General features: G+C 46.5%; 20 protein-coding genes. 7 read left to right on the top strand and 13 right to left on the bottom strand.

All coding sequences use genetic code 11. The features are described 5' to 3' along the window. The first annotated feature begins 5 nt into the window (after window positions 1-5). Window positions 6-131, top strand: coding sequence for a hypothetical protein (locus tag JT717_RS28625; RefSeq protein WP_255552952.1), 126 nt, complete (start codon window positions 6-8; stop codon window positions 129-131). Continuing rightward, window positions 128-1,873 carry a sodium:solute symporter family protein gene (locus JT717_RS12265; RefSeq protein ID WP_205510761.1) on the top strand — a complete coding sequence of 582 codons (1,746 nt, stop codon included), beginning with the start codon at window positions 128-130 and terminating at the stop codon, window positions 1,871-1,873. Before JT717_RS28625 ends, JT717_RS12265 begins: the two co-directional genes overlap by 4 nt. Window positions 1,874-1,968: 95 nt before the next feature. Here the strand turns inward: JT717_RS12265 and JT717_RS12260 are convergent, their stop codons facing one another. The 4 genes from JT717_RS12260 to JT717_RS12245 form a co-directional block, all read right to left on the bottom strand. Continuing rightward, on the bottom strand, window positions 1,969-2,919 hold the full coding sequence (locus tag JT717_RS12260; RefSeq protein WP_205510760.1) for a bifunctional helix-turn-helix transcriptional regulator/GNAT family N-acetyltransferase: 951 nt from the start codon (window positions 2,917-2,919) through the stop codon (window positions 1,969-1,971). 180 nt (window positions 2,920-3,099) lie between these two features. Continuing rightward, a complete protein-coding gene (locus JT717_RS12255) occupies window positions 3,100-3,939 on the bottom strand; it encodes a DUF2911 domain-containing protein (RefSeq protein ID WP_205510759.1) in 840 nt (279 codons plus the stop codon). 69 nt (window positions 3,940-4,008) lie between these two features. Further along, the gene (locus JT717_RS12250) at window positions 4,009-5,439 is read right to left on the bottom strand and encodes an energy transducer TonB (protein WP_205510758.1); all 1,431 of its coding nucleotides are present in this window, start codon (window positions 5,437-5,439) and stop codon (window positions 4,009-4,011) included. Then, complete coding sequence (locus JT717_RS12245; RefSeq protein WP_205510757.1) at window positions 5,426-6,019, bottom strand: RNA polymerase sigma factor; 594 nt, start codon at window positions 6,017-6,019, stop codon at window positions 5,426-5,428. The genes JT717_RS12250 and JT717_RS12245 overlap by 14 nt, the downstream gene beginning before the upstream one ends. 252 nt (window positions 6,020-6,271) lie before the next feature. On the opposite strand from JT717_RS12245, the gene JT717_RS12240 reads away from it, so the two are divergent. Further along, window positions 6,272-6,637 carry a T9SS type A sorting domain-containing protein gene (locus JT717_RS12240; protein WP_205510756.1) on the top strand — a complete coding sequence of 122 codons (366 nt, stop codon included), beginning with the start codon at window positions 6,272-6,274 and terminating at the stop codon, window positions 6,635-6,637. 98 nt (window positions 6,638-6,735) lie between these two features. On the opposite strand, the gene xerD is transcribed toward JT717_RS12240, so the two are convergent. Continuing rightward, on the bottom strand, window positions 6,736-7,638 hold the full coding sequence (xerD, locus tag JT717_RS12235; RefSeq protein WP_205510755.1) for a site-specific tyrosine recombinase XerD: 903 nt from the start codon (window positions 7,636-7,638) through the stop codon (window positions 6,736-6,738). Between the two features lie 121 nt (window positions 7,639-7,759). Between xerD and JT717_RS12230 the strand changes: the two genes are divergently transcribed. Continuing rightward, the gene (locus tag JT717_RS12230) at window positions 7,760-8,317 is read left to right on the top strand and encodes a YkgJ family cysteine cluster protein (protein ID WP_205510754.1); all 558 of its coding nucleotides are present in this window, start codon (window positions 7,760-7,762) and stop codon (window positions 8,315-8,317) included. On the opposite strand, the gene JT717_RS12225 is transcribed toward JT717_RS12230, so the two are convergent. Beyond that, on the bottom strand, window positions 8,308-8,667 hold the full coding sequence (locus tag JT717_RS12225) for a YraN family protein (RefSeq protein ID WP_205510753.1): 360 nt from the start codon (window positions 8,665-8,667) through the stop codon (window positions 8,308-8,310). The two genes, JT717_RS12230 and JT717_RS12225, sit on opposite strands and share 10 nt — an antisense overlap. A 35-nt stretch (window positions 8,668-8,702) precedes the next feature. On the opposite strand from JT717_RS12225, the gene manA reads away from it, so the two are divergent. Further along, window positions 8,703-9,923 carry a mannose-6-phosphate isomerase, class I gene (manA, locus tag JT717_RS12220; RefSeq protein ID WP_205510752.1) on the top strand — a complete coding sequence of 407 codons (1,221 nt, stop codon included), beginning with the start codon at window positions 8,703-8,705 and terminating at the stop codon, window positions 9,921-9,923. Window positions 9,924-10,018: 95 nt separating this feature from the next. On the opposite strand, the gene JT717_RS12215 is transcribed toward manA, so the two are convergent. The 5 genes from JT717_RS12215 to JT717_RS12195 are packed head-to-tail and all read right to left on the bottom strand — an operon-like array spanning window position 10,019 to window position 16,416. Beyond that, a complete protein-coding gene (locus tag JT717_RS12215) occupies window positions 10,019-12,919 on the bottom strand; it encodes a DEAD/DEAH box helicase (RefSeq protein WP_205510751.1) in 2,901 nt (966 codons plus the stop codon). A gap of 12 nt (window positions 12,920-12,931) precedes the next feature. Continuing rightward, entirely contained in the window at window positions 12,932-13,405 is a 474-nt protein-coding gene (gene rnhA, locus JT717_RS12210; RefSeq protein ID WP_205510750.1) for a ribonuclease HI, read from the bottom strand. Window positions 13,406-13,441: 36 nt separating this feature from the next. Next, window positions 13,442-15,070 carry an acyl-CoA carboxylase subunit beta gene (locus JT717_RS12205; protein WP_205510749.1) on the bottom strand — a complete coding sequence of 543 codons (1,629 nt, stop codon included), beginning with the start codon at window positions 15,068-15,070 and terminating at the stop codon, window positions 13,442-13,444. Between the two features lie 52 nt (window positions 15,071-15,122). Then, complete coding sequence (locus JT717_RS12200) at window positions 15,123-15,788, bottom strand: catechol O-methyltransferase (protein ID WP_205510748.1); 666 nt, start codon at window positions 15,786-15,788, stop codon at window positions 15,123-15,125. After that, window positions 15,781-16,416: a hypothetical protein gene (locus tag JT717_RS12195; RefSeq protein ID WP_205510747.1), complete on the bottom strand. Its 636-nt coding sequence runs from the start codon at window positions 16,414-16,416 to the stop codon at window positions 15,781-15,783. The genes JT717_RS12200 and JT717_RS12195 overlap by 8 nt, the downstream gene beginning before the upstream one ends. Before the next feature lie 103 nt (window positions 16,417-16,519). On the opposite strand from JT717_RS12195, the gene JT717_RS12190 reads away from it, so the two are divergent. Next, the gene (locus tag JT717_RS12190) at window positions 16,520-17,599 is read left to right on the top strand and encodes a DUF3810 domain-containing protein (protein WP_205510746.1); all 1,080 of its coding nucleotides are present in this window, start codon (window positions 16,520-16,522) and stop codon (window positions 17,597-17,599) included. Between the two features lie 118 nt (window positions 17,600-17,717). On the opposite strand, the gene dcd is transcribed toward JT717_RS12190, so the two are convergent. Continuing rightward, window positions 17,718-18,254 carry a dCTP deaminase gene (gene dcd / locus JT717_RS12185; protein WP_205510745.1) on the bottom strand — a complete coding sequence of 179 codons (537 nt, stop codon included), beginning with the start codon at window positions 18,252-18,254 and terminating at the stop codon, window positions 17,718-17,720. An 88-nt stretch (window positions 18,255-18,342) separates the two neighbouring features. Here dcd and JT717_RS12180 point away from each other — a divergent pair, with 88 nt between their 5' ends. Beyond that, on the top strand, window positions 18,343-18,987 hold the full coding sequence (locus JT717_RS12180; protein WP_205510744.1) for a 4'-phosphopantetheinyl transferase family protein: 645 nt from the start codon (window positions 18,343-18,345) through the stop codon (window positions 18,985-18,987). 6 nt (window positions 18,988-18,993) lie between these two features. On the opposite strand, the gene JT717_RS12175 is transcribed toward JT717_RS12180, so the two are convergent. Next, window positions 18,994-20,247, bottom strand: a complete 1,254-nt coding sequence (locus JT717_RS12175) for a DUF2130 domain-containing protein (RefSeq protein WP_205510743.1) — start codon at window positions 20,245-20,247, stop codon at window positions 18,994-18,996. Window positions 20,248-20,799 lie beyond the last annotated feature (552 nt).

Raw genomic sequence — 20,799 nt, 5'->3', positions numbered from 1 at the left:
TAGATATGCCACCAGTAGAGAAGGAACGTATACCTGTATTTAAAAAGTGGCGGTACTGGTACTGGCTGGTGATCGGATTTTTGTTATTCCTGATCGTTTTATTTTATCTCTTCACTAAACACTTTGCATGAATTTTTCCCGGTTAGACTGGACGGTATTAGTGTTCACCCTCTTACTCATTATTGTGTATGGGGTGTACCGCAGCCGGACATCCAAAAACCTGGAAGGATACCTGTTAAGCGACCGGCAATTGCCCTGGTGGCTGGTATTGCTGAGCATTATGGGCACGCAGGCCAGCGCCATAACTTTTTTAACGGTGCCGGGGCAGGCGTATAGCGAAGGCATGCGATTTGTGCAATACTATTTCGGTCTGCCATTGGCGATGGTGGTGATCTGTATCATTTTCGTGCCGGTGTTTCACCGGTTAAAAGTGTTCACGGCTTACGAATACCTCGAGCAGCGTTTTGACGTAAAGACCCGACTGCTCACTTCATTCCTGTTCCTGCTTTCGCGAGGTTTATCAACCGGCATAAGCATTATTGCGCCTTCGCTCGTATTGCACAGTATGCTGGGCTGGGATATGACATTTACGACTTTGTTCATGGGTGGATTGCTGATCATTTATACCGTTAGCGGTGGCGCCAAAGCAGTTGCCTACACACAGCAGTTACAGATCATAATTATATATGCAGCCATGTTCATTGCTGCCTGGTGGGCCATAAAGATGTTACCGGCGGGCATCGGCATTACCGAAGCTTTACACGTTGGGGGCAAATCGGGTAAACTGAATGTGATCACTTCGGGTGTTACAGAACATGGATTCGATTGGAAGGACCGGTATAATATCTGGAGTGGCGTCATTGGCGGTTTCTTTTTAGCGCTGAGTTATTTTGGAACCGACCAAAGCCAGGTTGGCCGTTACCTCACCGCCCGTAGCGAACAGGAAAGCAAGCTTGGTTTGTTAATGAACGGATTGGCAAAAGTGCCATTACAGTTTGGCATTCTGCTTATCGGGGTTCTGATCTTTGCATTTTACCAGTTTACAAAAGAGCCGGCTTACTTTAACCTGGCGCAAGAGAGAACGCTGCGGCAGAGTGTCAATGCCGGTGAGTTTGCTGCTGCTGAAAAAAAGTACCTGCAGGTGCAGGATGAAAAAAGAAAGACGGCAATGGCTTTGGGAAATGCATTGAAACAGGATGACGCCACAAAGGTGAATCAGCTGCGCACCCAATTGCAACAGGAGCAGCAGCAGGCTACGCAGGTTCGGGATTCTATAAAAAATATTGTAAAGAAAACGATCCCCGGCAGCGACGGCAACGACACCAATTATATCTTTCTTCGCTTTGTAGGTGATTTTTTACCCAATGGATTGGTAGGATTGATCATTGCCATTATTTTCCTCGCTTCCTGGAGCAGTATAGCGGCTGCTTTACATGCGCTGGCTTCCTGTACCATGATCGATTTTCATAAACGGTTGTCAAAGACCCCAACAACCCCTTTACGCGAGTACCGGTGGTCGCAGGCATATGCCTTGATCTGGGGTATATTTTGCGTGGTGGTAGCACAATTCAGTTATAACCTGGGCAATAGCCTGGTTGAAGCCGTGAACATCCTGGGTTCCTGGTTTTATGGAACGATCCTGGGCGTTTTCCTGGTAGCCATTTTTATGAAAAGGGTAGGCGGCAATGCCGTTTTCTTTGGCGCTATCCTTGCCGAAGCGGTTGTTATCAGCGTGTACTCGCTCGACCTGCTTTCTTTCCTATGGTTGAACCTGGTGGGCGCTGCTGCCGTTCTGTTGTTTTCGGGTTTATTACAAGTGACATTCTTCAGCAAAAGCAGTAAGGTTGAACCAAGGGTTGCTATTAAGAAGTAAGCGTCAATGGTGAATGGTGAATGGTCAATGGTGATAATCGGCTCCATGTGCATCTTTTGGTATTTACTTTGCGAACTTATTTGACCGAATGTTAACTATAGTACCAATTCCATCTGGATATTGCATCGTTCGTACGGCGTAGCATGCCCGACCACCTTCCTGAATCCCAGTTTATGATAGAGATTGATAGCAGGTTGCAGAATGGTATTACTTTCCAGGTATAATTTTTTAGCGCCCAGCGACCTGGCTTTTTCGATGGCCGCTTTTCCCAGGAGCCAGCCGATGCTTTTGCCCTGGGCAGCGGGTGATACGGCCATTTTCGCCAGTTCATATTCATATACCGGATCATCCATTTTGAGCAGTGCACAAACGCCAACCGGTTCATTGTTGTACAGGGCCACAAGAATATGCCCACCTTTGGCAATGATATTCTTCTGCGGATTATCAAGCGCTTTATGGTCGGCGGCTTCCATCTTAAAATATTTCGAGATCCATTCCTCATTCAAGCGCTTGAAAGCTGCGAGGTAGGCTGGTTTGTAATCAACGATCTGCACTTCCCGGCTTTCGCGTAACTTTTTTTGCTCCTGTACACGCCGCAATAATGATTTCTGTTGTAACAGAAACTCCCATTCCTCGATGGCCTTCCACAGATCGTAGCGGGTTTGTGACAAAGCTTCTTCAATGGCATTGGTCACATCGATGTATTGGGGAGCGATGTGCTGTTTGATCTCCTTACCTTTTTTCGAAAGGCCCACTACATTCTTGCGGCCATCCAGTTTATCTTTTTTTTCTGTAACAATGCCCTGTTTTACCATTTCCCTGATAATCGTGCTTACTGATGGATGCGAGTGGCCGATCTCTTCAGCAATGGCTGTAATGGTTTTGTCCTGGCCCTGTGATAAGGCATGAAACACCGGGAACCATTTTGGCTGCAGGCTTACATTGTACATTTTGTACACCTGGCTGGCGTCTTCTGTTATTTGCTCACTTAAGCGGCGGAGGCGGCTGCCCAGCGCCACTTTTCCGGCATTGTTATAAAAGTCCATATCCAATGAATTATGTAATTAGTTACGTAATTTACAACTTTATTCAATCCGGGCATATTTCGGCCATAAAAAGGTAAGAATGGAAATGGTAATAATTCGAGCGGGTCGGCGGAGTACAGATACACAAAAAAGATGGGTCGCGCTCCCTGGCGCGACCCATTCTTACAAATGAATTGTTAGTTATTTCAGCGTAGCCAGCAGCTTTTGATTGAGGGCTACATAGTCATCATTCTTAGCTTCTTTGGCCAGTTCCATCGATTTGTTGGCTGATTCGATGGCTTCCTGCTTTTTGCCCAGTTTGGCCAGGCAATTCGCTTTCTGGTGCATTACCCAGAAAGCTTTGGGATTTGCCTCTGCGGCTTTATTGAACCAATCCAATGCTTTATTCAGGTCTTTGCCAGTCTCCATATAGTACATGGCGGCGCCAAAATAGGGATGGTTCTTGGGATCTTCCTTTTTCATCAGCTCATCGATCTGGGCCATTACTTTGGCATCGATCTCAGTCGTGATAGGAAGCACCACATTCGTTTGATCCCACATCATATGCAATTCAATGCTGGTAGGTTTTACATTGGCAAATTGCATGGTAAAGGTCTCTACTTTGTTCTTAATGCTTTCAGGTTTTGCCTGTATACGCACCACATCATTCTCCTGTTTGTAAGCCGCAGGGGAGGTTACATCCAGTTGTTTAGTGATAATGATGGTCCAGGAACCTTTGTCAGGGATCGTCAGCAAACCATATTTACCGGCCGGTATTTTTTTGCCACCAATAGTTACCTCATCGGCAAAAGTGAGCGTTGTAGCCTGGTTGGCACCGGTACGCCAAACCTTTCCGAAAGGCACCAGGTCGCCAAACACCTTACGGCCTTTAATATTCGGACGGGAATATGCTAATTCAATGGAACCCAATCCAAAATCCTGTTTAATGGTTTGTGTGCTGGAAGGCGCGGGCGTTTTCAGCTGCGCTTCTGTAATAAATGCAAATGCAATCAAGCATCCAATCAAAATGGTCTTTCTCATGACGAACGAATTTGCGCGAAAGTAAGATATAAACGAATTCTATGATAGAAATCCTGGATGAACGGAGCATTAAAATCTGACCATAACTGTTATGCGGGCTTTGCGTCCCCGAAGCAATTTCCAACTGGGGCCATGCATGATCAGCCTTATGGCCTCATCGTCGTAGGGTTTGGCCAGTGATTGTACAATCCGGAAGCCCGATAAGCTGCCTTTTTTATTGACTTCAAAGGAAACCACCACTTTGCCGCTTGCCGGATTAGGGCCGGCAGGTATTTTCTTATTCTTTTCGAGGTATTGTTCAAAGGCTAACCAGCCGAAAGCCGGCTCCGCATCAAACACAACTGTATTCGGTAGTTGGCTGTTATTGTTTGGTATATGTATTTTGTTGCTGGCAGGAGGTGTAACAATTACATCATCTGGCGTTGCATTAGCAGGCTGTAACTGCAACTGGTTTGTAACCGCATTGTTTTGTAAGGTAAAGTTCTGGGTGCCATACCCGCTCACATTCACCTTTACATCCAGTACGGAATCTGTTACCGGGATCTGGAAGAAACCGGATTTATCGGTGATAAAGTTATTGTTGTTCTTGTTTGTCTGCACATAGGCATTGGCAATAGGGTTACTATTAAAGTCGGTCACCTGGCCCTTAATAACACCTGAGAGATTGTTTTTATAAGCCCCGTAAGTCTTTTTGGGATAGTTATCAGATTTTTTGATCGTTATCAGCTCGGTTTCCCGGTCCCTGTCCTGGTTGTAAATATTACTAAGCGGTTTTGAATCTTTAGCTATACCCGCTTCAGCAGCCGGGGGAGGGGCGGCCGCGGATGCCACTTCCTGCCTTGCCCTGCTTTCCTCTTTGATTACGCTTTTAGCGGAGGCTAACTCATCGCGCCGGTATCTTAATGAATCAGTGACTGCTTGCTGACTGGAGAATGCCAGCGGCTCAGTTGCAGTTGCTGTTTTGGCTGCCACATCTTCCGCATCTTTGTTTTCGATGGATGGAGCTGAACGTTTGGTAACGGTCTTTGCCCCCGGTTTTTCGTTTGTGATCACCGGTGTTGCAATCGTGTCAGCCGATTCCTGCGCCGCCGCCGGAGCTTGTTGCTGCGGTTGTATTTCTTCTGTTTTGGCAACGACTGAATTATTGCTGTGTGTTGCTTTGTCTGAAACAAGGCTGTAGATCCATACGCCGGTAATGATGATCACCACAGCGGCTGCTGCTGCCTGCCAGTACCGGAAGGGTTTAAACGCCACCACTTTGCCGGGAGCAGCGGTGCGGGTTTGCAACTGTTGTTGTAACTGTTGCAATTGACCGGTAACAAGGCTTTCGGAATGTGTCGCAAATGCTTCCTGCATGCCTTCAATGGCATCGGCAAGAAATGGATCATCCAGCGCCGCTCTTTCCATCGCGTGCATTTCCCGGGCAGAGAGTTTGCCCTGCACATATCGCTGGATATCTGCTGCGGTATATTGACTGATATGTTCCTTATGATCGCTCATGAATCGGCAGGGGAGACCCCTTTTCCATACATATTTTTAGATTGCGCCGGCCATTCTGAATAAAGCTGCGTACTTTATTCCATTCTATGCCGGTCAGCTCTGCAATTTCTTTATAACATTTGTTTTGCAAATAGAACAGTTCAACGGCTTTCTTTTGCTCCACCGACAAAGTTTCCAAACAACGTTCCAGCTTTTGCAGATTCTCTTCCTTCAGCTGTATGCCATTCAGATGCATTTCTTCTTCCAATTGCATACTGTCTGCATTAAATTCCGTTGTCTTAAGGTTTTTGGGTGTGCGCAACTGCATGAGGCAGTAGTTTTTAGCCAGGGTATAGAGCCAGCTTTTAAAATTTTCCACCTCATGTTTAGGCAATTTAGCCACCAGCTCTTCAAAGATCTGCATCACCGCATCCTTGGCCGTTTCCGGCTGTTTCAGGTATTTCAGGCAAACGCCGTAGAGCAGGTCCATATACCGTTGAAAAAGAATGGCCAGCACCTCCATATTCGCGGACGTGCGATACAGGTCGACCAGATCTTTATCGGGCAACGCATCAGCTGGTATGTTCTTTAAAAATGCCACCGGCGGCTAAAATTAACAAAAGATCTAAAAACGAGCGGATGTATTTACTACAACACGGTTGTACCCCTGGTATATCGTATTTACCTAATAAGACGGATTCCCGGCGGATAGGTTGCAATAGCGGCTTTCTGCATAAATGACGGTTTTGACCGGTTGCATTTTTTTACCGGCTGCTTATGTAATTTTTCGGGTAGCTACATCTTCAAACAAACACAACCCTATGCCAGCATCTATACAATTGAATAGGTAATTGTGAGCAGTGGAGATCTCTCCCGTATATACGTTATGGGAGCTTTCAGCGGTATTCGGGTAACAAGATGGATCAGCAGTAACTCAACACCCACCATCCTGAAAAAGGACTTCACCATTTATCCAAACCCTGTAGTACGCGGCAATAGCATCCAGGTAAAACTAGCTTTGCCACAACCGGGTGATTACAAATTGGAATTAATCAATACTGCGGGGCAGGTAATGCTTATACAACCCCTGTTCATACAAACGAAAGAACAGCAGATAACACTGTATACCCGGCCTGACTGGAGTGCCGGTATCTACTTTGTACGCATTTCGGCCGCTGGCTCAAAAAAGATCTTCCAGCAGAAAGTGCTGTTGAAGTAAGCGGCATAAAAAATCGCTTTATGCGTTCATGCAGGATGCTTAGGTTGTATTATTTTCCATTTCATGGTTCCCATACCGGCCCCAGGGCCGGTATTCCTTTAGCCCTTAAACGCCGGATGGAACTGTTGCAAAGTATCACGGAGGAATTCACGATCGAGATGCGTATAGATCTCCGTGGTAGTGATGCTTTCATGACCCAGCATTTCCTGCACGGCCCGCAGGTCGGCGCCGCCTTCTACCAGGTGGGTGGCAAAAGAATGGCGGAAGGTATGGGGTGATATATTTTTAGTAATACCGGCTTTTTTCACCAGTTCCTTTAACATTAAAAAGATCATCACCCGGGTAAGTTTTGCGCCCCGGCGGTTCAGGAACAAAATGTCTTCATGGCCCTTTTTCACGGGCACGTGCACCCGGATATCCCTTTTATAAATGGTAATGTACTTTGCTGCTGCATCACCGATAGGTACCAGCCTTTCTTTATCGCCTTTGCCGGTTACCCGGATAAAACCTACATCGAGATACAGGGCCGATAATTTCAGGTTCACTACCTCGCTTACCCGCAGTCCGCAGCTATACATGGTTTCCAAAATGGCTTTATTACGGCCGCCTTCTGGTTTGCTCAGGTCTATTTGCGAAATGATGGCTTCAATTTCATCGAAACTGAGCACATCGGGCAGCGCCCGTTTTAGTTTAGGTGCTTCCAGCAGGGTGGTGGGGTCCTTGGTAACTATATCCTCAATAAGGCAATATTTATAAAAAGCACGGATGCCGGAAATAATGCGGGCCTGGGAAGTGGGCGTCATGCCCAGTTCTCCTATCCAGCGGATAAATTGCTGCAGGTCTGGCAGGGTTACATTGGCCGGACTTAACGCATTGTTCTTCTCCTGCAGGAACTGGGTCAGCTTATCGATATCGCGCAGGTAGGCTTCTACCGAATTGTCGGATAGCGATCTCTCCAGTTGCAAGAAAGCCTTAAATCCTTTTTTGTAAGGGTCCCACATAGTGTCAGTGTAAACAAAACCCTGTTCCCGCAACAAAGCTGTTAGCCGGTAACAAAATTTCCTATATTCGTTGCTCAAAAATAAGGCTTCCATAATATTGCCCACTTAAAACACTGTCCACATGCTATTGAGTCTTCGCATGATGAAAAAGAAAATGATGCTGAATCGATCTGCGTTCAAGAGGTTCCTCACCAAACTGGAGAAGGAGCCGCCCCGCGGCCTCGATGCCCTGGCGGTACAAACCGATAAGCTGGTTTGGGCAGAAACCGATTGCCTTTCATGTGCCAACTGCTGCAAGACCATGACGCCCACGTTCACCAATACCGATATCAAACGGATCTCGGCCCATCTGAACATGACGGAAGAGGCCTTTCGCAAGAAATGGCTGAAGAAAGACCGCGCCGGTGATTGGGTGAATACCCGTCAACCCTGCCAGTTCTTAAACCTCAAGGATAATAAATGCTCCATTTATGAAGTGCGGCCTAAAGACTGTTCCGGTTTTCCGCACCATACCCGGCGCCGCATGATCGATTACATGCATGTGTTCAAACAGAACATCGAGTATTGTCCGGCTACATTCAGGCTGGTAGAAAGGATGATGGAACGGTCCAGCGCTGGCAAGGCGGAAGTAGTAGGCATCAAATTAAAGGAGACCGGTAAAAAAGCCGATCACAAATAAACATCTTCTATAAAGAAATAATCAGGTGGCTGGTTGGGCAGCAGGGTGATGGAGAGAATATTATACTGCACCTGCTGCCATTGTGGATACAGGTACATATATGCCCGGGCGCTTTTGAGCATATGATTTATTTTCTTCTTTGAAATGCTTTCCTCGGGATGGCCAAACAGGAGATTGGTCCTGGTTTTTACTTCAATAATATGAAGTACGTTATCCCTGGCTGCAATGACATCTATTTCATACCGGGCATGCCGCCAGTTGCGGTGTAAGATGGTAAAGTTCAGCTGTTGCAAATAATTCACAGCCATGTCTTCCCCTTTTTTACCGGTATCATGATGCTGATAGCTCATTGCATTTTTGTAACATTGCAAATTACTGAAGTTCTATGGCGTACAACACTAAAATATTTAAACTCGAAGGCAAGGTTCAACACTACACCTGGGGTGGAATGGACTTTATTCCTGCCTTATTGCACCTGCCTAATGCTGATAAAAAACCTTTTGCTGAATACTGGATGGGAGCGCATGATAATGTGCCCGCTGAAGTGGTACTTCCTGACGGCAGCCGCCAAGCGCTGAACGCATTCATTAAACAGGATGCAGCCGCTACATTAGGCCTGCCCGTATATCAACGGTTCGGCCGCCTGCCTTACCTGTTTAAAGTGCTCGATGTAAAAGATATGTTGTCGATCCAGGTACATCCTGCTAAAAAAGCCGCAGAATCGGCTTTTGCTGCCGAGAATATGAAAGGCACCCCGCTGAACGCACCTAATCGCAATTATAAGGACGATAATCATAAGCCGGAGCTGATGCTGGCATTAAGCGATTTCTGGCTGCTGCACGGTTTTAAATCGCCGCAGGCCCTCGTGACCATCCTGATGCAAACTCCCGAACTGCAGTTCCTGGTGCCGGTTTTTGAGGGAAAGAATTATCATGCCTTGTATGAGCGGGTAATGACCATGGATCAGCACGAGGTGGATGAACATTTGCAACCACTGCTCGATCGCATCGTTCCCCTGTATGAAAAAGGATTCTTGAACAGAACCCAGGAAGATTTCTGGGCGGCCAGGGCAGCAAAAACTTTTTGTGAGCCTAATAAACTGGACCGCGGGATATTTTCCATTTACCTGTTCAACCTGGTGAACCTGAAGCCCGGTGAAGCTATCTTCCAGGATGCAGGCATTCCGCATGCTTACCTCGAAGGGCAGAACATGGAGCTGATGGCCAATTCCGACAATGTATTGCGGGGTGGGCTGACCAATAAATATATCGATGTTCCTGAGCTCATGCACCATACCCGCTTTGAGGCCGTGATCCCGGATATTTTAAAAGGTACCGCTGGGCCTGTGATCGGTGAAACGGTCTTTCCCACACCTGCCGCAGATTTTGAATTGCGCAAACTTACACTGAAGGCCGGTGTTCCCATTACCCTGACGGCTGCTACTACAGAGATCTTCTTCGTATACGAAGGAGCAGCGAAGGTTTCTGATGGTCAGAGGGAGCTTTCCCTGGGCAAAGGAGAAACGTTACTGGCTATTGCCGGTGCTGAATTTGAATGGCAGGCATCATCTAACGCGGTGGTGTTCAGAGCAACGGTTCCATTGTAAGAAAAGACCGACAAATATACTGTAAGCCATCCCGGTTTAGGGGTGGCTTTTTTGTTGCCGGCTTTCCGGCCAGCTGCTTCATGTGCCTGTTCGAACTATTCGCCAAGCAGGGAAAGCAGTTCTGATCTTGAAATAACGCTCAGTAAGGAATTTTCTGTTTTAATGAGTTTATCGGATAACTCTTTCTTGGTGTTCTGCAGCCTGATTATTTTTTCTTCAACGGTATCCGGCGTAATTAACCGGACTGCCATTACATGTTTTTGTTGCCCGATCCGGTAGCTGCGGTCAATCGCCTGGTTTTCTACAGCGGGGTTCCACCAGGGATCAACGATATACACATAATCAGCTTCCGTTAGGTTTAAGCCGGTTCCACCCGCTTTTAAACTGATGAGAAAAACCCGGATGGAGGCCTCCTGTTGAAAATTGCGCACGGCTGATGCCCTGTCCCGGGTATGGCCTGCGAGGTATTCGAAAGGGATCTGCCTGGCTTCCAGTTCTTTTTGGATAAGGGCAAGCATGCTGACAAACTGCGAAAAGATAAGGATCTTATGCTGCCTGCTTTTGCTTTCAATTTGCTCAAGCAAGATCTCAATTTTGGCAGAACCATCGCCCTGTAACTTTTCATCCTGCAGTAAACGGGGGGAATTACAGATCTGGCGCAAACGGGTAAGTCCACGCAATACATGCATGGCGTTTTTGGGCAGATCTTCATTGGCAAGCCCCGACAGGTAATCGCGCAATTCTTTTTCGCAGGCATCATATACGGCCCTTTGTTCTTCGCCCATGGGACAATAGATGATCATCTCCGTTTTTTCCGGTAATTCTGTGGCTACTTCTTTTTTTGTTCTTCTTAATATAAAGGGGGCTACTTTATGTTGTAATTCCACTGCACGCCTTTTTTCTTTGAAGGTATCGATGGGGGTAGAATAAATACTTTTAAAGTTTTGTTTACTGCCCAATAGGCCGGGGCATGCGAAGGACAGCTGCGCATACAGATCAAAGGTGTTGTTTTCAATGGGAGTGCCGGTGATGGCAATTTTATTTCTCGACTTCAGCAGGCGAGCGGCCTGGTACCGTTGCGATTCGATGTTCTTTATATTCTGTGATTCGTCGAGGAACACATAATTGAACGTAAAATTTTTTAGAAAGCTGATATCGGAGATCAGCGTACCATAGGTGGTTAGAATGATCTCATACTCGTTGAACCCATTTGTGTTTTTTTGTCTGTCGGCGTTGTATAGGGTTAGTATTTTTATCGAGGGGGCAAATTTGCTGACCTCTTCCCGCCAGTTGAAAAGCAGGGATGTGGGCACAACCAGCAAATTGGTGTTCTGCTTTACTTTACTTCTTTGTAAGAGAATAAAGGCAATGATCTGCACCGATTTTCCCAAACCCATATCATCGGCCAGTATTCCGCCGAAATTAAGATCGTCGATAAAATTCAGCCAGTTCAAACCCTGATGCTGGTATTGGCGTAAGGTACCATGGAATGCTTCCGGTATCGCCACTTCTTTTACCGTGGAGATATTGGCCATTTTTGCGGAGTACAGATCCAGTTCTTCCTGCACACCGGCCTCCAGCATATGTTCTTCATACAATTGCTTTACGGCGGAAAAATTTATTTTAGGTGTAATGAGCGTATTGTCGATAATATCGCCGGCAGAAAAATAAGCCGCCAGTTTTTCGATCCATGCCTCAGGCAGAATACCCAGGGTGCCATCGCCCAGTTGTACAAATTTGCTCTTATTGCGCACCGCATGCTGTAGTTGGCTCAGGCTAGCTTGCTGTTTGCCAAAACCAGCTTTTATTTCGGTATTGAACCAGTTGAGCCCACTGGTTACATGAATGGAGATTTTCGCGCGGTGGCTGTTGAGTTTATTCCCTTTTAATTTGTTGAATCCATAGATTGAAATGCCTTCATTTTCCCATGCCTCAAATGCCTGGAAGAACCATTCTTCCCGTAAAAATCGATCTTTATGCAGATAGAAGTAACGGAGGTCATTATCGAGCTGTTCCAGGAAATCGGGATGTTGTTTTATCAGCAAGGCTATGAGCCGCGTTTCGGCTGCTTCATCGCGGTACATGATCTGCACTTTGCCTTCGGCATCGGTATAGTACAACTGTCTTTTTGTGCGAACAGGGATCTCTACATGTCCATATTTTATCACCGGGTCTATTATCACATAGTTTCCCAGCTCGCTCAGGTAAATAAGTTTTTCAAGGGGCGGTTCTTTGCCGGATGGCAGGGTTTGTTCTGTTATCGGGGAAGCTGCATTGGAATAGAAGATGTGGAGGTGATCAGCAAGCGGCTTTAAGATCGTTTGCTGAAAGCTGTTGAATTTGGATTCATGAATGCGGATAAGGCCATTGGTTTGTTTAAAGAACCGGACTACGTTCAGAAAATGAAAATTGCCGAGGGCATACAGCGTATCATTCTTTTGAAAAAAATAATCGTACTTGATTTGCAGGTCGGTCCATTCATGCGGTTTACCATCGATGGCTGCCTGCAATGTTATTTCATAAAATGCTTCCTTGCGCTGAACCCATAACGACAGTTCCTGTACCAGGCTGCCCATCGTGACCGGCTCAATAGAACCGGCGACAATTTTTTCTGAGAACTCCGGGTTGTGGTAGTAGAAGGGAAGCTGTAATGGGTTTTTAATGATGGTTTTTAACGCGTCAACATCGGTGGCAGACTTGCTGGCAGTTGGATTATGCTGAAAGCGGGTAATGGCCGAAAAGAATCTAACCTCATCGATATTTTCCGTTTTCAACATCAACTCTAAGGGATCAACGAGGGTCAGGGGATTTTTTACTTTTCCGGCCTGGGTAGTTTCTGCCTGGTATAACTCGATGTTCAATTGTTTATGGTACTTATAAAGTTTCAGTACAATAAACAGTTGGGTGTTGTTCCTGTCGGCCAGATGCACCGGCAGGAAAACTTCTTCTTTCGGCAATAATTGCTGAAAATCGCTCATGAATGCAGATGTAGCCATAGGAACTCCTCCTTATCCGTTTTCAAACCCAACATCCTCCAACAGGTTGACGCCATCGGCTGCAGCAGTGGCTAATTGATCGCAGCGATTGTTAAATGGATTATCGGCATGGCCCTTCACCCATACAAAGCGGATCTGGTGTTTTTGCATCAGTTTATAAAAGCGGGTCCACAGGTCTTTATTCTTTTTGCCCCCTTTGAAATCCGTAGCGATCCAATTTTTCAGCCACCCTTCCATGACGGCTTTAACCACATACTGACTGTCGGAATAAATGGTGATCGTCAATCCTTCCCGATTCAGGGCTTCCAGTGCGGCGATCACCGCCATCAATTCCATCCGGTTATTGGTAGTGCGGCGGTAACCCGCAGAAAGCTCTTTGCGGCTGCTGCCCCATTGCAAGATCGCGCCATAACCGCCAGGACCTGGATTTCCACGGGATGCACCATCAGTATAAATTACCAGTTCTTTATTTGCAGTAGTTGCCAAATTGAATACAGATTAGTGATTTGAACCGGCAAGATACTATACCTGAATGACACCCGGATTAAAAGCTGGGAGATCCGGATTGTGATTGGCGGCGGCCAGGCTTTCTGAAATGATCTGCCTTGTTTGTGCCGGATCTATTATGGCATCTACCCACAGGCGGGCGGCGGCATAATAGGGGGTAGTTTGTTTTTCGTACCGGCCCTTTATGTCGTTCAATAATTTTTGTTCTTCTTCGGGCGGTACATTACTGCCTTTGGCTTTCATGGCGCTTACCTGTATCTGTAACAGGGTTTTTGCAGCCTGCTCGCCACCCATTACGGCGATCCTGGCGCTGGGCCAGGCATAAATGAAACGCGGGTCATATGCTTTGCCACACATGGCATAATTGCCGGCCCCATAGGAATTGCCGATAATGACCGTGATCTTCGGCACTACCGAATTGGCTACAGCATTCACCATTTTTGCGCCGTCTTTGATAATGCCTGCGTGCTCGCTGCGCGAGCCTACCATAAAACCGGTTACATCCTGCAGGAAGAGCAGCGGTATTTTTTTCTGGTTACAGTTCATGATAAAGCGGGCTGCTTTATCAGCACTGTCGTTGTAAATAACACCTCCCATCTGCATTTCACCTTTGGCGCTTTTGACCATGGTGCGTTGATTGGCTACAATACCCACTGCCCATCCATCGATGCGCGCATAACCGCAAAGGATCGTTTTACCATAATCCTGTTTGAACTGCTCAAAAACCGAGTCATCGGTGAGGTGTTCAATGATCTGCAGCATATCGTAGGGACGGGTAGCATCGGCCGGAATAATACCGTAGATATCAGCTGCATTTTTCTTTGGCGCTTTTGGTTTGCTGCGATCGAAGCCGGCTTTGGGTCTTTGTCCCAGTTTCGACATGATCTTTTTAACCTGGTCGAGGCATTCTTCTTCAGTTGCGAATTTATAATCTGCAATACCGCTGATGGCATTGTGGGTGACGGCGCCGCCCAAAGCTTCGGCGTCGATGTTCTCGCCAATAGCGGCTTTTACGAGGTAGGGGCCGGCGAGAAATATGGAACCGTTTCCTTCCACCATCAGGGTTTCATCGCTCATGATGGGCAGGTAGGCACCACCTGCCACGCAGGCGCCCATGACCGCTGCAATTTGCGTAATGCCCATGGCGCTCATCCGTGCATTGTTCCGGAATATTCTGCCAAAATGTTCTTTGTCGGGGAAGATCTCATCCTGCATGGGCAAGAACACGCCGGCACTATCTACCAGGTAAATGACTGGCAAATGGTTTTCCATGGCGATCTCCTGCAGGCGCAGGTTCTTTTTACCGGTGATGGGAAACCAGGCGCCCGCTTTTACCGTTTGATCATTGGCCAGGATAACACATTGCCGGCCGCTTACATACCCTACACCGGCTACAGTGCCTGCGGCCGGACAACCTCCCTGTTCTTCATACATTTCCCAGCCGGCAAATGCGCCAATTTCTACAAATGGCGTGTCAGCGTCGAGCAGGTACTTAATGCGTTCCCTGGCTGTTAATTTATTTTTCTCTTTTTGTTTGGCGATCGCTTTTTTACCACCGCCCAGGGCTACCTGCGCAAAACGCTGCTGCATTTCGCTGAGCGATCGTTTCATTACATCTTCGTTCCTGTTAAATTCTATATTCATGTAGTTGATCTTGATGTGCTGATGTTAATGTGCTGATTTGCTGATGTGCTAATTATTTTACTATGGCGAGGGCCATTCCATCGTACTCTTTTACCCCAACCATTTGCAGAATAGTGGCTGTGACTGCCGTATTCGCGGCAAGCATGGTATTAAAACGTTGGGCGCCGGCTACGGCTTCATTGGCAGGTTCTGCATCCAGTACTTTGCCTTCGCGAATAACATTGTCGGCAACAATGAGGGTACCGGGCCGCGACAACCGAAGCGCCCATTGAAAGTAATCGGAATAAGGTGGTTTGTCGGCGTCAATAAAGATCATATCAAATGGACCTGCTCCTTCATCAACCAATTCAGGTAATATAGATAATGCCTTACCCGTTCTGATCTGAACCTGCGATGCCAGTCCGGCCCGTTCTATATTTTTTTGAGCCACCGCAGCATGTTTGGGATCTGCTTCCAGCGTGATGAGCCGTCCATCTTTGGGCAGGGCCCGGGCCATCCAGATGGTGCTGTATCCTGCCAGTGTTCCCAGTTCCAGGATGTTCCGGGCATTACACAACAAGGCGAGTATTTGCAGAAATTTACCCTGGTTGGGCGATATACTGATGGCCGGCATGCCGGCTTCTTTTAATGACCGGGTAGCAGCCACCAGGGCTTCATCTTCATGGGCAAGCAAATCACTGATATAATGATCAACGGATTCAAACAATTGATTATTCATTTTTTACTTCCGGTATTTGTTTTATGAATTCTACCAAAGTGAATATATTGTTTTCGAGGTGATACTGTTTTAGTTTTTCCTGGATAGCCGGATAATCGGAAAAGAAAGGTAACAGTTTTTGTTTTGCCTGCTCGTATTTCTTTTCGCGCATTCTTATGTAGATCGGAAACGAAACGTATTCCTGTTTTTCTTCTTTGACCTTTTCAAAAATGAGATTCGGGTAGGTTACGAACCCGCCCTGCAAGGGATCATACCCATAATACAGCACATAATAAATATTGATCTTTCCCGTATAAACTACCTGGGCAAAACTCTGCTTCAGTTTCGACATTTTGTTCAATAACGCATAATGTTCGCCATATACTTCGAGGTTTGTAAGTGTCTTGAAATGTAAACTATCTGTTGAAAATCCCTGGAGGTCGTTTACGCCATATCTTTCTTCATGTTCCTCCGTCATTTTGAACCGGAGCTTTTCGTTAGGTGAGGGAAACCACCTGATCAATCCTTTTTTCTGCGTGGCGTCTTTTAATGTGATCGTACCGGGAACAAATTGCGTGGCAAACGGATAATTCTGCGCGCGTACAGACCAGGTCATGAATATACCAACAATAAAAATTAAACTTTTCATAGTAGTATTGTTATTGTGAATATAAAGAATAATGGCATAATTAGCTAATTTGCTGATGCTAATGAATGCAGGATCTTGGTCGGGATCAGCAAATTGACAATCTATGTGGAGGAAAAAAAGCGCCTGGTTGATATTATTAGGGCTGGCAATAATTATTAAAATCTTTTCATTATTCCCCGATGCAGTGGAAACCTATTATGCAACGGGAATATATCCTGTCATTTCAAAACTGCAACGTTTTTTATTTGGCTGGCTGCCTTTCAGTGCCGGTGATATTTTTTACGGACTGATCATTATCTGGCTCTTGAATAAAGTGTATCTCACTACCCGCAGGATCGTAAAAAAGCAAACTAATAAAAAGTACTGGCTGCATGCGCTGTTGCAAACAGCGTTTGCCGTAGTGGTGATCTATGTGTCGTTTAATGCGTTGTGGGGATTGAACTATAACCGCCGGGGGGTGGCTTACCAGTTAGGCCTGAAAGTAGAGCGGTATTCAAAGGATGACCTGGTGCAATTGATGCAGCAGATCGTCGTTCGCCTCAACGCGCTCGATTCGCCGGCCCGGGTGAACCGGGATGCGCTGCAACGCAAAAGGAATTTGTTCAATGGCGCCACATCGGCCTATGACCAACTGGCCACAAAAGATGCGCATTTTACGTATTCGTTTAAGTCGGTAAAGCCGTCTTTGTACAGTTACCTGGGCAATTACCTGGGTTATACTGGGTATTATAATCCGTTCAGCGGCGAAGCCCAGGTGAATACTACCGTACCATTATTTGTGCAGCCATTTACTACCTGTCATGAAATAGGACATCAGCTGGGCTATGCCAAGGAGAATGAGGCCAATTTTGCCGGTTATCTTTCTGCCAGCTCATCGCAGGATCCTGCGTTCAGGTATTCGGTATATTTTGATCTGTACAGTTATTCCAGGTATTATTTATATGCCCAGGATTCGGTAGCGGCCAAACAGCTCGATGCGCAATTACCGCCGGGTGTTAAGGCTGATTATAAGGCCTTGAGGGAATTTGTAAAGAAGTACCGGAATCCCATCGAGGTGATCATTGACCGCCTGTACGGGCAATACCTGAAAGCCAATGAGCAGCCAGGCGGGAAGTTAAGTTACAATGAAGTGGTAGCCTGGCTGGTGGCGTATTATAAAAAGTTTGGGGCTTCCGCGATCTGAATGTGATAATGTGATAATTCTTGAAATGCCGGGGGCGTTTATAAGAGCGAAACCCCGGGCGAAGCGACCTTATAGCCAGTATTTTATCAGCACATTAGCAAATTATCACATCAGCACATCAGAATTTGTTCTTCCACATCATGCTTTCAACCGGTTTGTCGGGCTGACCGCTGTATTTGGCGTCTTTTTTCTGATTGTATTTGATGGCAATATCACCCTCTACCGGAAAATAGATCAATTGTCCGATCGGCATGCCTTTATACACTTTAACCGGCTGTTTTACCGAGATCTCCAGGGTCCAGTTGCCACAAAAACCCACGTCGCCCTTACCGGCGGTGGCATGGATGTCGATCCCCAGGCGGCCTGTGGAAGATTTTCCTTCCAGGAAGGGTACATGCGCATGGGTTTCAGTATATTCTTCTGTAACGCCCAGGTAAAAAATATGCGGATAAAGCACAAAACCATCGTCCGGGATCTCGAAATACTCGATTTCATTGTGTTTTTTGGCATCGAGGATATGCTCCCGGTAGGTAGCCAGGTATTTCCCCAGGTGCACATCGTAGGAATTACTGCCCAGGCATTCTCTTTTATAGGGTTCAATGCGGATGCTGCCTTTCTCAATTTCTTCCAGTATGCGTTTATCCGACAAGATCATGTGATGTGATTAGTTTATATTTGATTGTTGTTTAACAGACATTTGCTGCCCTTGAAAATTGGTGCAATGTAAAATCTAAAACGCTACTGTGGCATTGTTTTATCAACATAATATTAACGAAAATACAAAATTGGGCATCTGGCGTATAGAAGAGCCGGAAGCGTTTTACCTGGAAAAAGTGCCCCTGAAAAAGGGTGTTTCCCATCCTTACAAACGGTTGCAGCACCTGGCTGGCCGGTTCCTGCTGCCCACCCTGTATGAAGATTTTCCGCTGGAAGAGATCCTGGTGGCCGACACCCGCAAGCCTTTCCTGGAAAGTGAACAATATCACTTTTCCATTTCGCATGGGGGCAATTTTGCTGCCGCCATTGTGAGTAGTAAAAGCAGGGTGGGGGTGGATATTGAGCTGGTTTCGCCGCGCATTATCGCCATTTCGCATAAATTCCTGGATCACGATGAAAAAGTGTTCCTTAACGACTGGATCCATTTGACCAAAATGCACCTGGAGTTGTCTACCGTTCTTTGGAGCGCCAAGGAAGCCATCTATAAATGGTATGGCCATGGCGAACTCGATTTCAGGCGGCATATGCAGCTGAACGGTCCTATAACCTTCAAGGCAGACGAAACCATAGTTCTTCCCTTTATGTTCAGGAAAGAAGCGCCAATTGCGCTTACTGTGGAGGCAAGAATTTTCGATCAGCTGGCGCTGGCCTGGGTAATGACCCAGGGTTAAACCCTTTTAATCGTTCAGCAACAGGGGGTCGGTATCATCAATAAGGTCCAGTTGAATGTTATCGCTGCCGGCGATGCCTTCAATGGATCCTTTGATATGGGAAGCGTTGAGCAGCACTTTTTCCAACTGCTTTTCCCGCATTTTCCACAGTTTCTCCATGGCGTCCCGTTCTTTTTGAATGGATTGTTTCATAGCCTGGAATCCTTCCCGGATGGCTTTCCACTGTTCGCTGAATTCATTACTGGTCAGATAGCCATAGAGCATTTGCATTTTGTCGCCTTTGTTCTCATGGGTTTTGGCCGCTGTAAAGATTTTCAGAATGCCGTCGCGCAGCACATGAACCAGCGCTAATGCATCACTGAAAGAACAGATCCAGATGCCATCGAGCTGGCCAAAGCCCGGTACCTGCTCGGGAAGGGCCTGGGTTACAATGACCCCCACATCGGCAGATGTACTGCGCATATCGGCTTTCAGTTTTTCGATCCAGTTCTTATCGAAATGTTTGGTGCGTTTACTTTCAAAAATGATCTTGCCGCATTCCTGACCCAGGCTGTTGCGGATGGTTAAAATGCAGTCGGCTCCGCGCACGCCTTTACCCACTTCGCAAACCAGGTCGAAAGGAAAAGCTGATTTTAGCATCTCCTCGAGAATAAGTTCCTGTACCTCGCCCTGCAGTTGCATGGAACCCTGTTCTGCCTTGCGCCGCATTTCCTCGGCCAGCTTTTTCTGGTCGTCTAATTGTTTTTCCAGCTCGCGTACCCGCAGTTGGTATTCGGTTTCCTTGGCCGCTATTTTTTGTTCCTCCAGTTTGCGCAATTCCTCGGCTAGTTTTACCCGTTCTTCCTGCAGTTTTCGCTGTACAGAAAGTTCCAGCTCGGCTTCTTTGTTTTTCAGGGCCTGCTCTTTTTGCAGGAATTCCAGTTCTTTTTGCCGGGCCAGTACCAGCTTATTCTCCTGGTCTTTATTGGTTTGCTGCAGTAAATGCAATTTGGTTTCAAAATCGGCTGCGATGGACTTGCGCAGATTCACTTCGATCGACTGTTGAAGCCGGGTAGTTTCTTCCTGCAATTTTTTGGCAAACTCAGCTTCTTTATATTGGGCCTGTTGTATGAGTTCCTTCTCACGTTTGGCAAAATCTTCTTCTTTCTGTTTTAGGAAGTGCTGCATTTTCTCTCTCAGTTCTTTCTTAATATCTTCAGAAACAGCATCTTCAATGGCAAACTTCTGTCCGCAGCCTGGGCATTTGATTTCTGTAGCCATGTACGAATTTTGCGCAATTTAAGGAAAAGGGGGAAAGTGGGCGGTTATAGCTTACTGCATAATATAATGGATGTTACAAATTGGAATTAGTACTGATGTGCACAAGAGAAGATGGCCGTTAATAATAACGTCAGCGGAAACCGGTATTGAGAACGGGCCGTGCAACTGTTTCATATAACCGGTGTTACTGCCATTCACCGCCAGCTACCCGGAAACCTGTACCGTAAAACACGTAACCTTTATCCAATACCTCATATTTTTTTTCAGCATTCAGGAATTTTCCTACTTTCGTAGAAACCTGCACATTTGTTCTTCGTGCAGGGCCCCAGCCAATAGCGACTCAGAGATTGCCCAATATTATTTTCCCTTCGGTCTTACGCAATCGACCTTATCCTGAACGTATTCTAAGTCAGTACAGTACCGTACATATGTTTACTGAAATGTTGGCTTATAATACCACTGGTTTAAACTTCAAGTGATATTTCTGGAAGGTGGCTCTATAACTGATCAGGCAGCTCAAACATGAAGGTTGTTTCCCGATTTTACCAATGG

It is taken from the genome of Longitalea arenae, from assembly GCF_016924755.1.
GTDB lineage: Bacteria > Bacteroidota > Bacteroidia > Chitinophagales > Chitinophagaceae > Niastella > Niastella arenae.
This window is presented reverse-complemented; position numbering and strand designations above follow the sequence as displayed.

Bases quoted from the DNA above. Each gene is read 5' to 3' on its own strand.
- JT717_RS12195 (WP_205510747.1), bottom strand. From the start codon at position 16,416: ATGAAAAGTTTAATTTTTATTGTTGGTATATTCATGACCTGGTCTGTA.
- JT717_RS12205 (WP_205510749.1), bottom strand. From the start codon at position 15,070: ATGAATATAGAATTTAACAGGAACGAAGATGTAATGAAACGATCGCTC.
- JT717_RS12175 (WP_205510743.1), bottom strand. From the start codon at position 20,247: ATGGCTACAGAAATCAAATGCCCAGGCTGCGGACAGAAGTTTGCCATT.
- JT717_RS12190 (WP_205510746.1), top strand. From the start codon at position 16,520: ATGTGGAGGAAAAAAAGCGCCTGGTTGATATTATTAGGGCTGGCAATA.
- JT717_RS12225 (WP_205510753.1), bottom strand. From the start codon at position 8,667: ATGAGCTATCAGCATCATGATACCGGTAAAAAAGGGGAAGACATGGCT.
- JT717_RS12250 (WP_205510758.1), bottom strand. From the start codon at position 5,439: ATGAGCGATCATAAGGAACATATCAGTCAATATACCGCAGCAGATATC.
- JT717_RS28625 (WP_255552952.1), top strand. From the start codon at position 6: ATGCCACCAGTAGAGAAGGAACGTATACCTGTATTTAAAAAGTGGCGG.
- JT717_RS12255 (WP_205510759.1), bottom strand. From the start codon at position 3,939: ATGAGAAAGACCATTTTGATTGGATGCTTGATTGCATTTGCATTTATT.
- JT717_RS12265 (WP_205510761.1), top strand. From the start codon at position 128: ATGAATTTTTCCCGGTTAGACTGGACGGTATTAGTGTTCACCCTCTTA.
- xerD (WP_205510755.1), bottom strand. From the start codon at position 7,638: ATGTGGGACCCTTACAAAAAAGGATTTAAGGCTTTCTTGCAACTGGAG.
- JT717_RS12230 (WP_205510754.1), top strand. From the start codon at position 7,760: ATGCTATTGAGTCTTCGCATGATGAAAAAGAAAATGATGCTGAATCGA.
- JT717_RS12260 (WP_205510760.1), bottom strand. From the start codon at position 2,919: ATGGACTTTTATAACAATGCCGGAAAAGTGGCGCTGGGCAGCCGCCTC.
- dcd (WP_205510745.1), bottom strand. From the start codon at position 18,254: ATGATCTTGTCGGATAAACGCATACTGGAAGAAATTGAGAAAGGCAGC.
- JT717_RS12200 (WP_205510748.1), bottom strand. From the start codon at position 15,788: ATGAATAATCAATTGTTTGAATCCGTTGATCATTATATCAGTGATTTG.
- JT717_RS12215 (WP_205510751.1), bottom strand. From the start codon at position 12,919: ATGGCTACATCTGCATTCATGAGCGATTTTCAGCAATTATTGCCGAAA.
- manA (WP_205510752.1), top strand. From the start codon at position 8,703: ATGGCGTACAACACTAAAATATTTAAACTCGAAGGCAAGGTTCAACAC.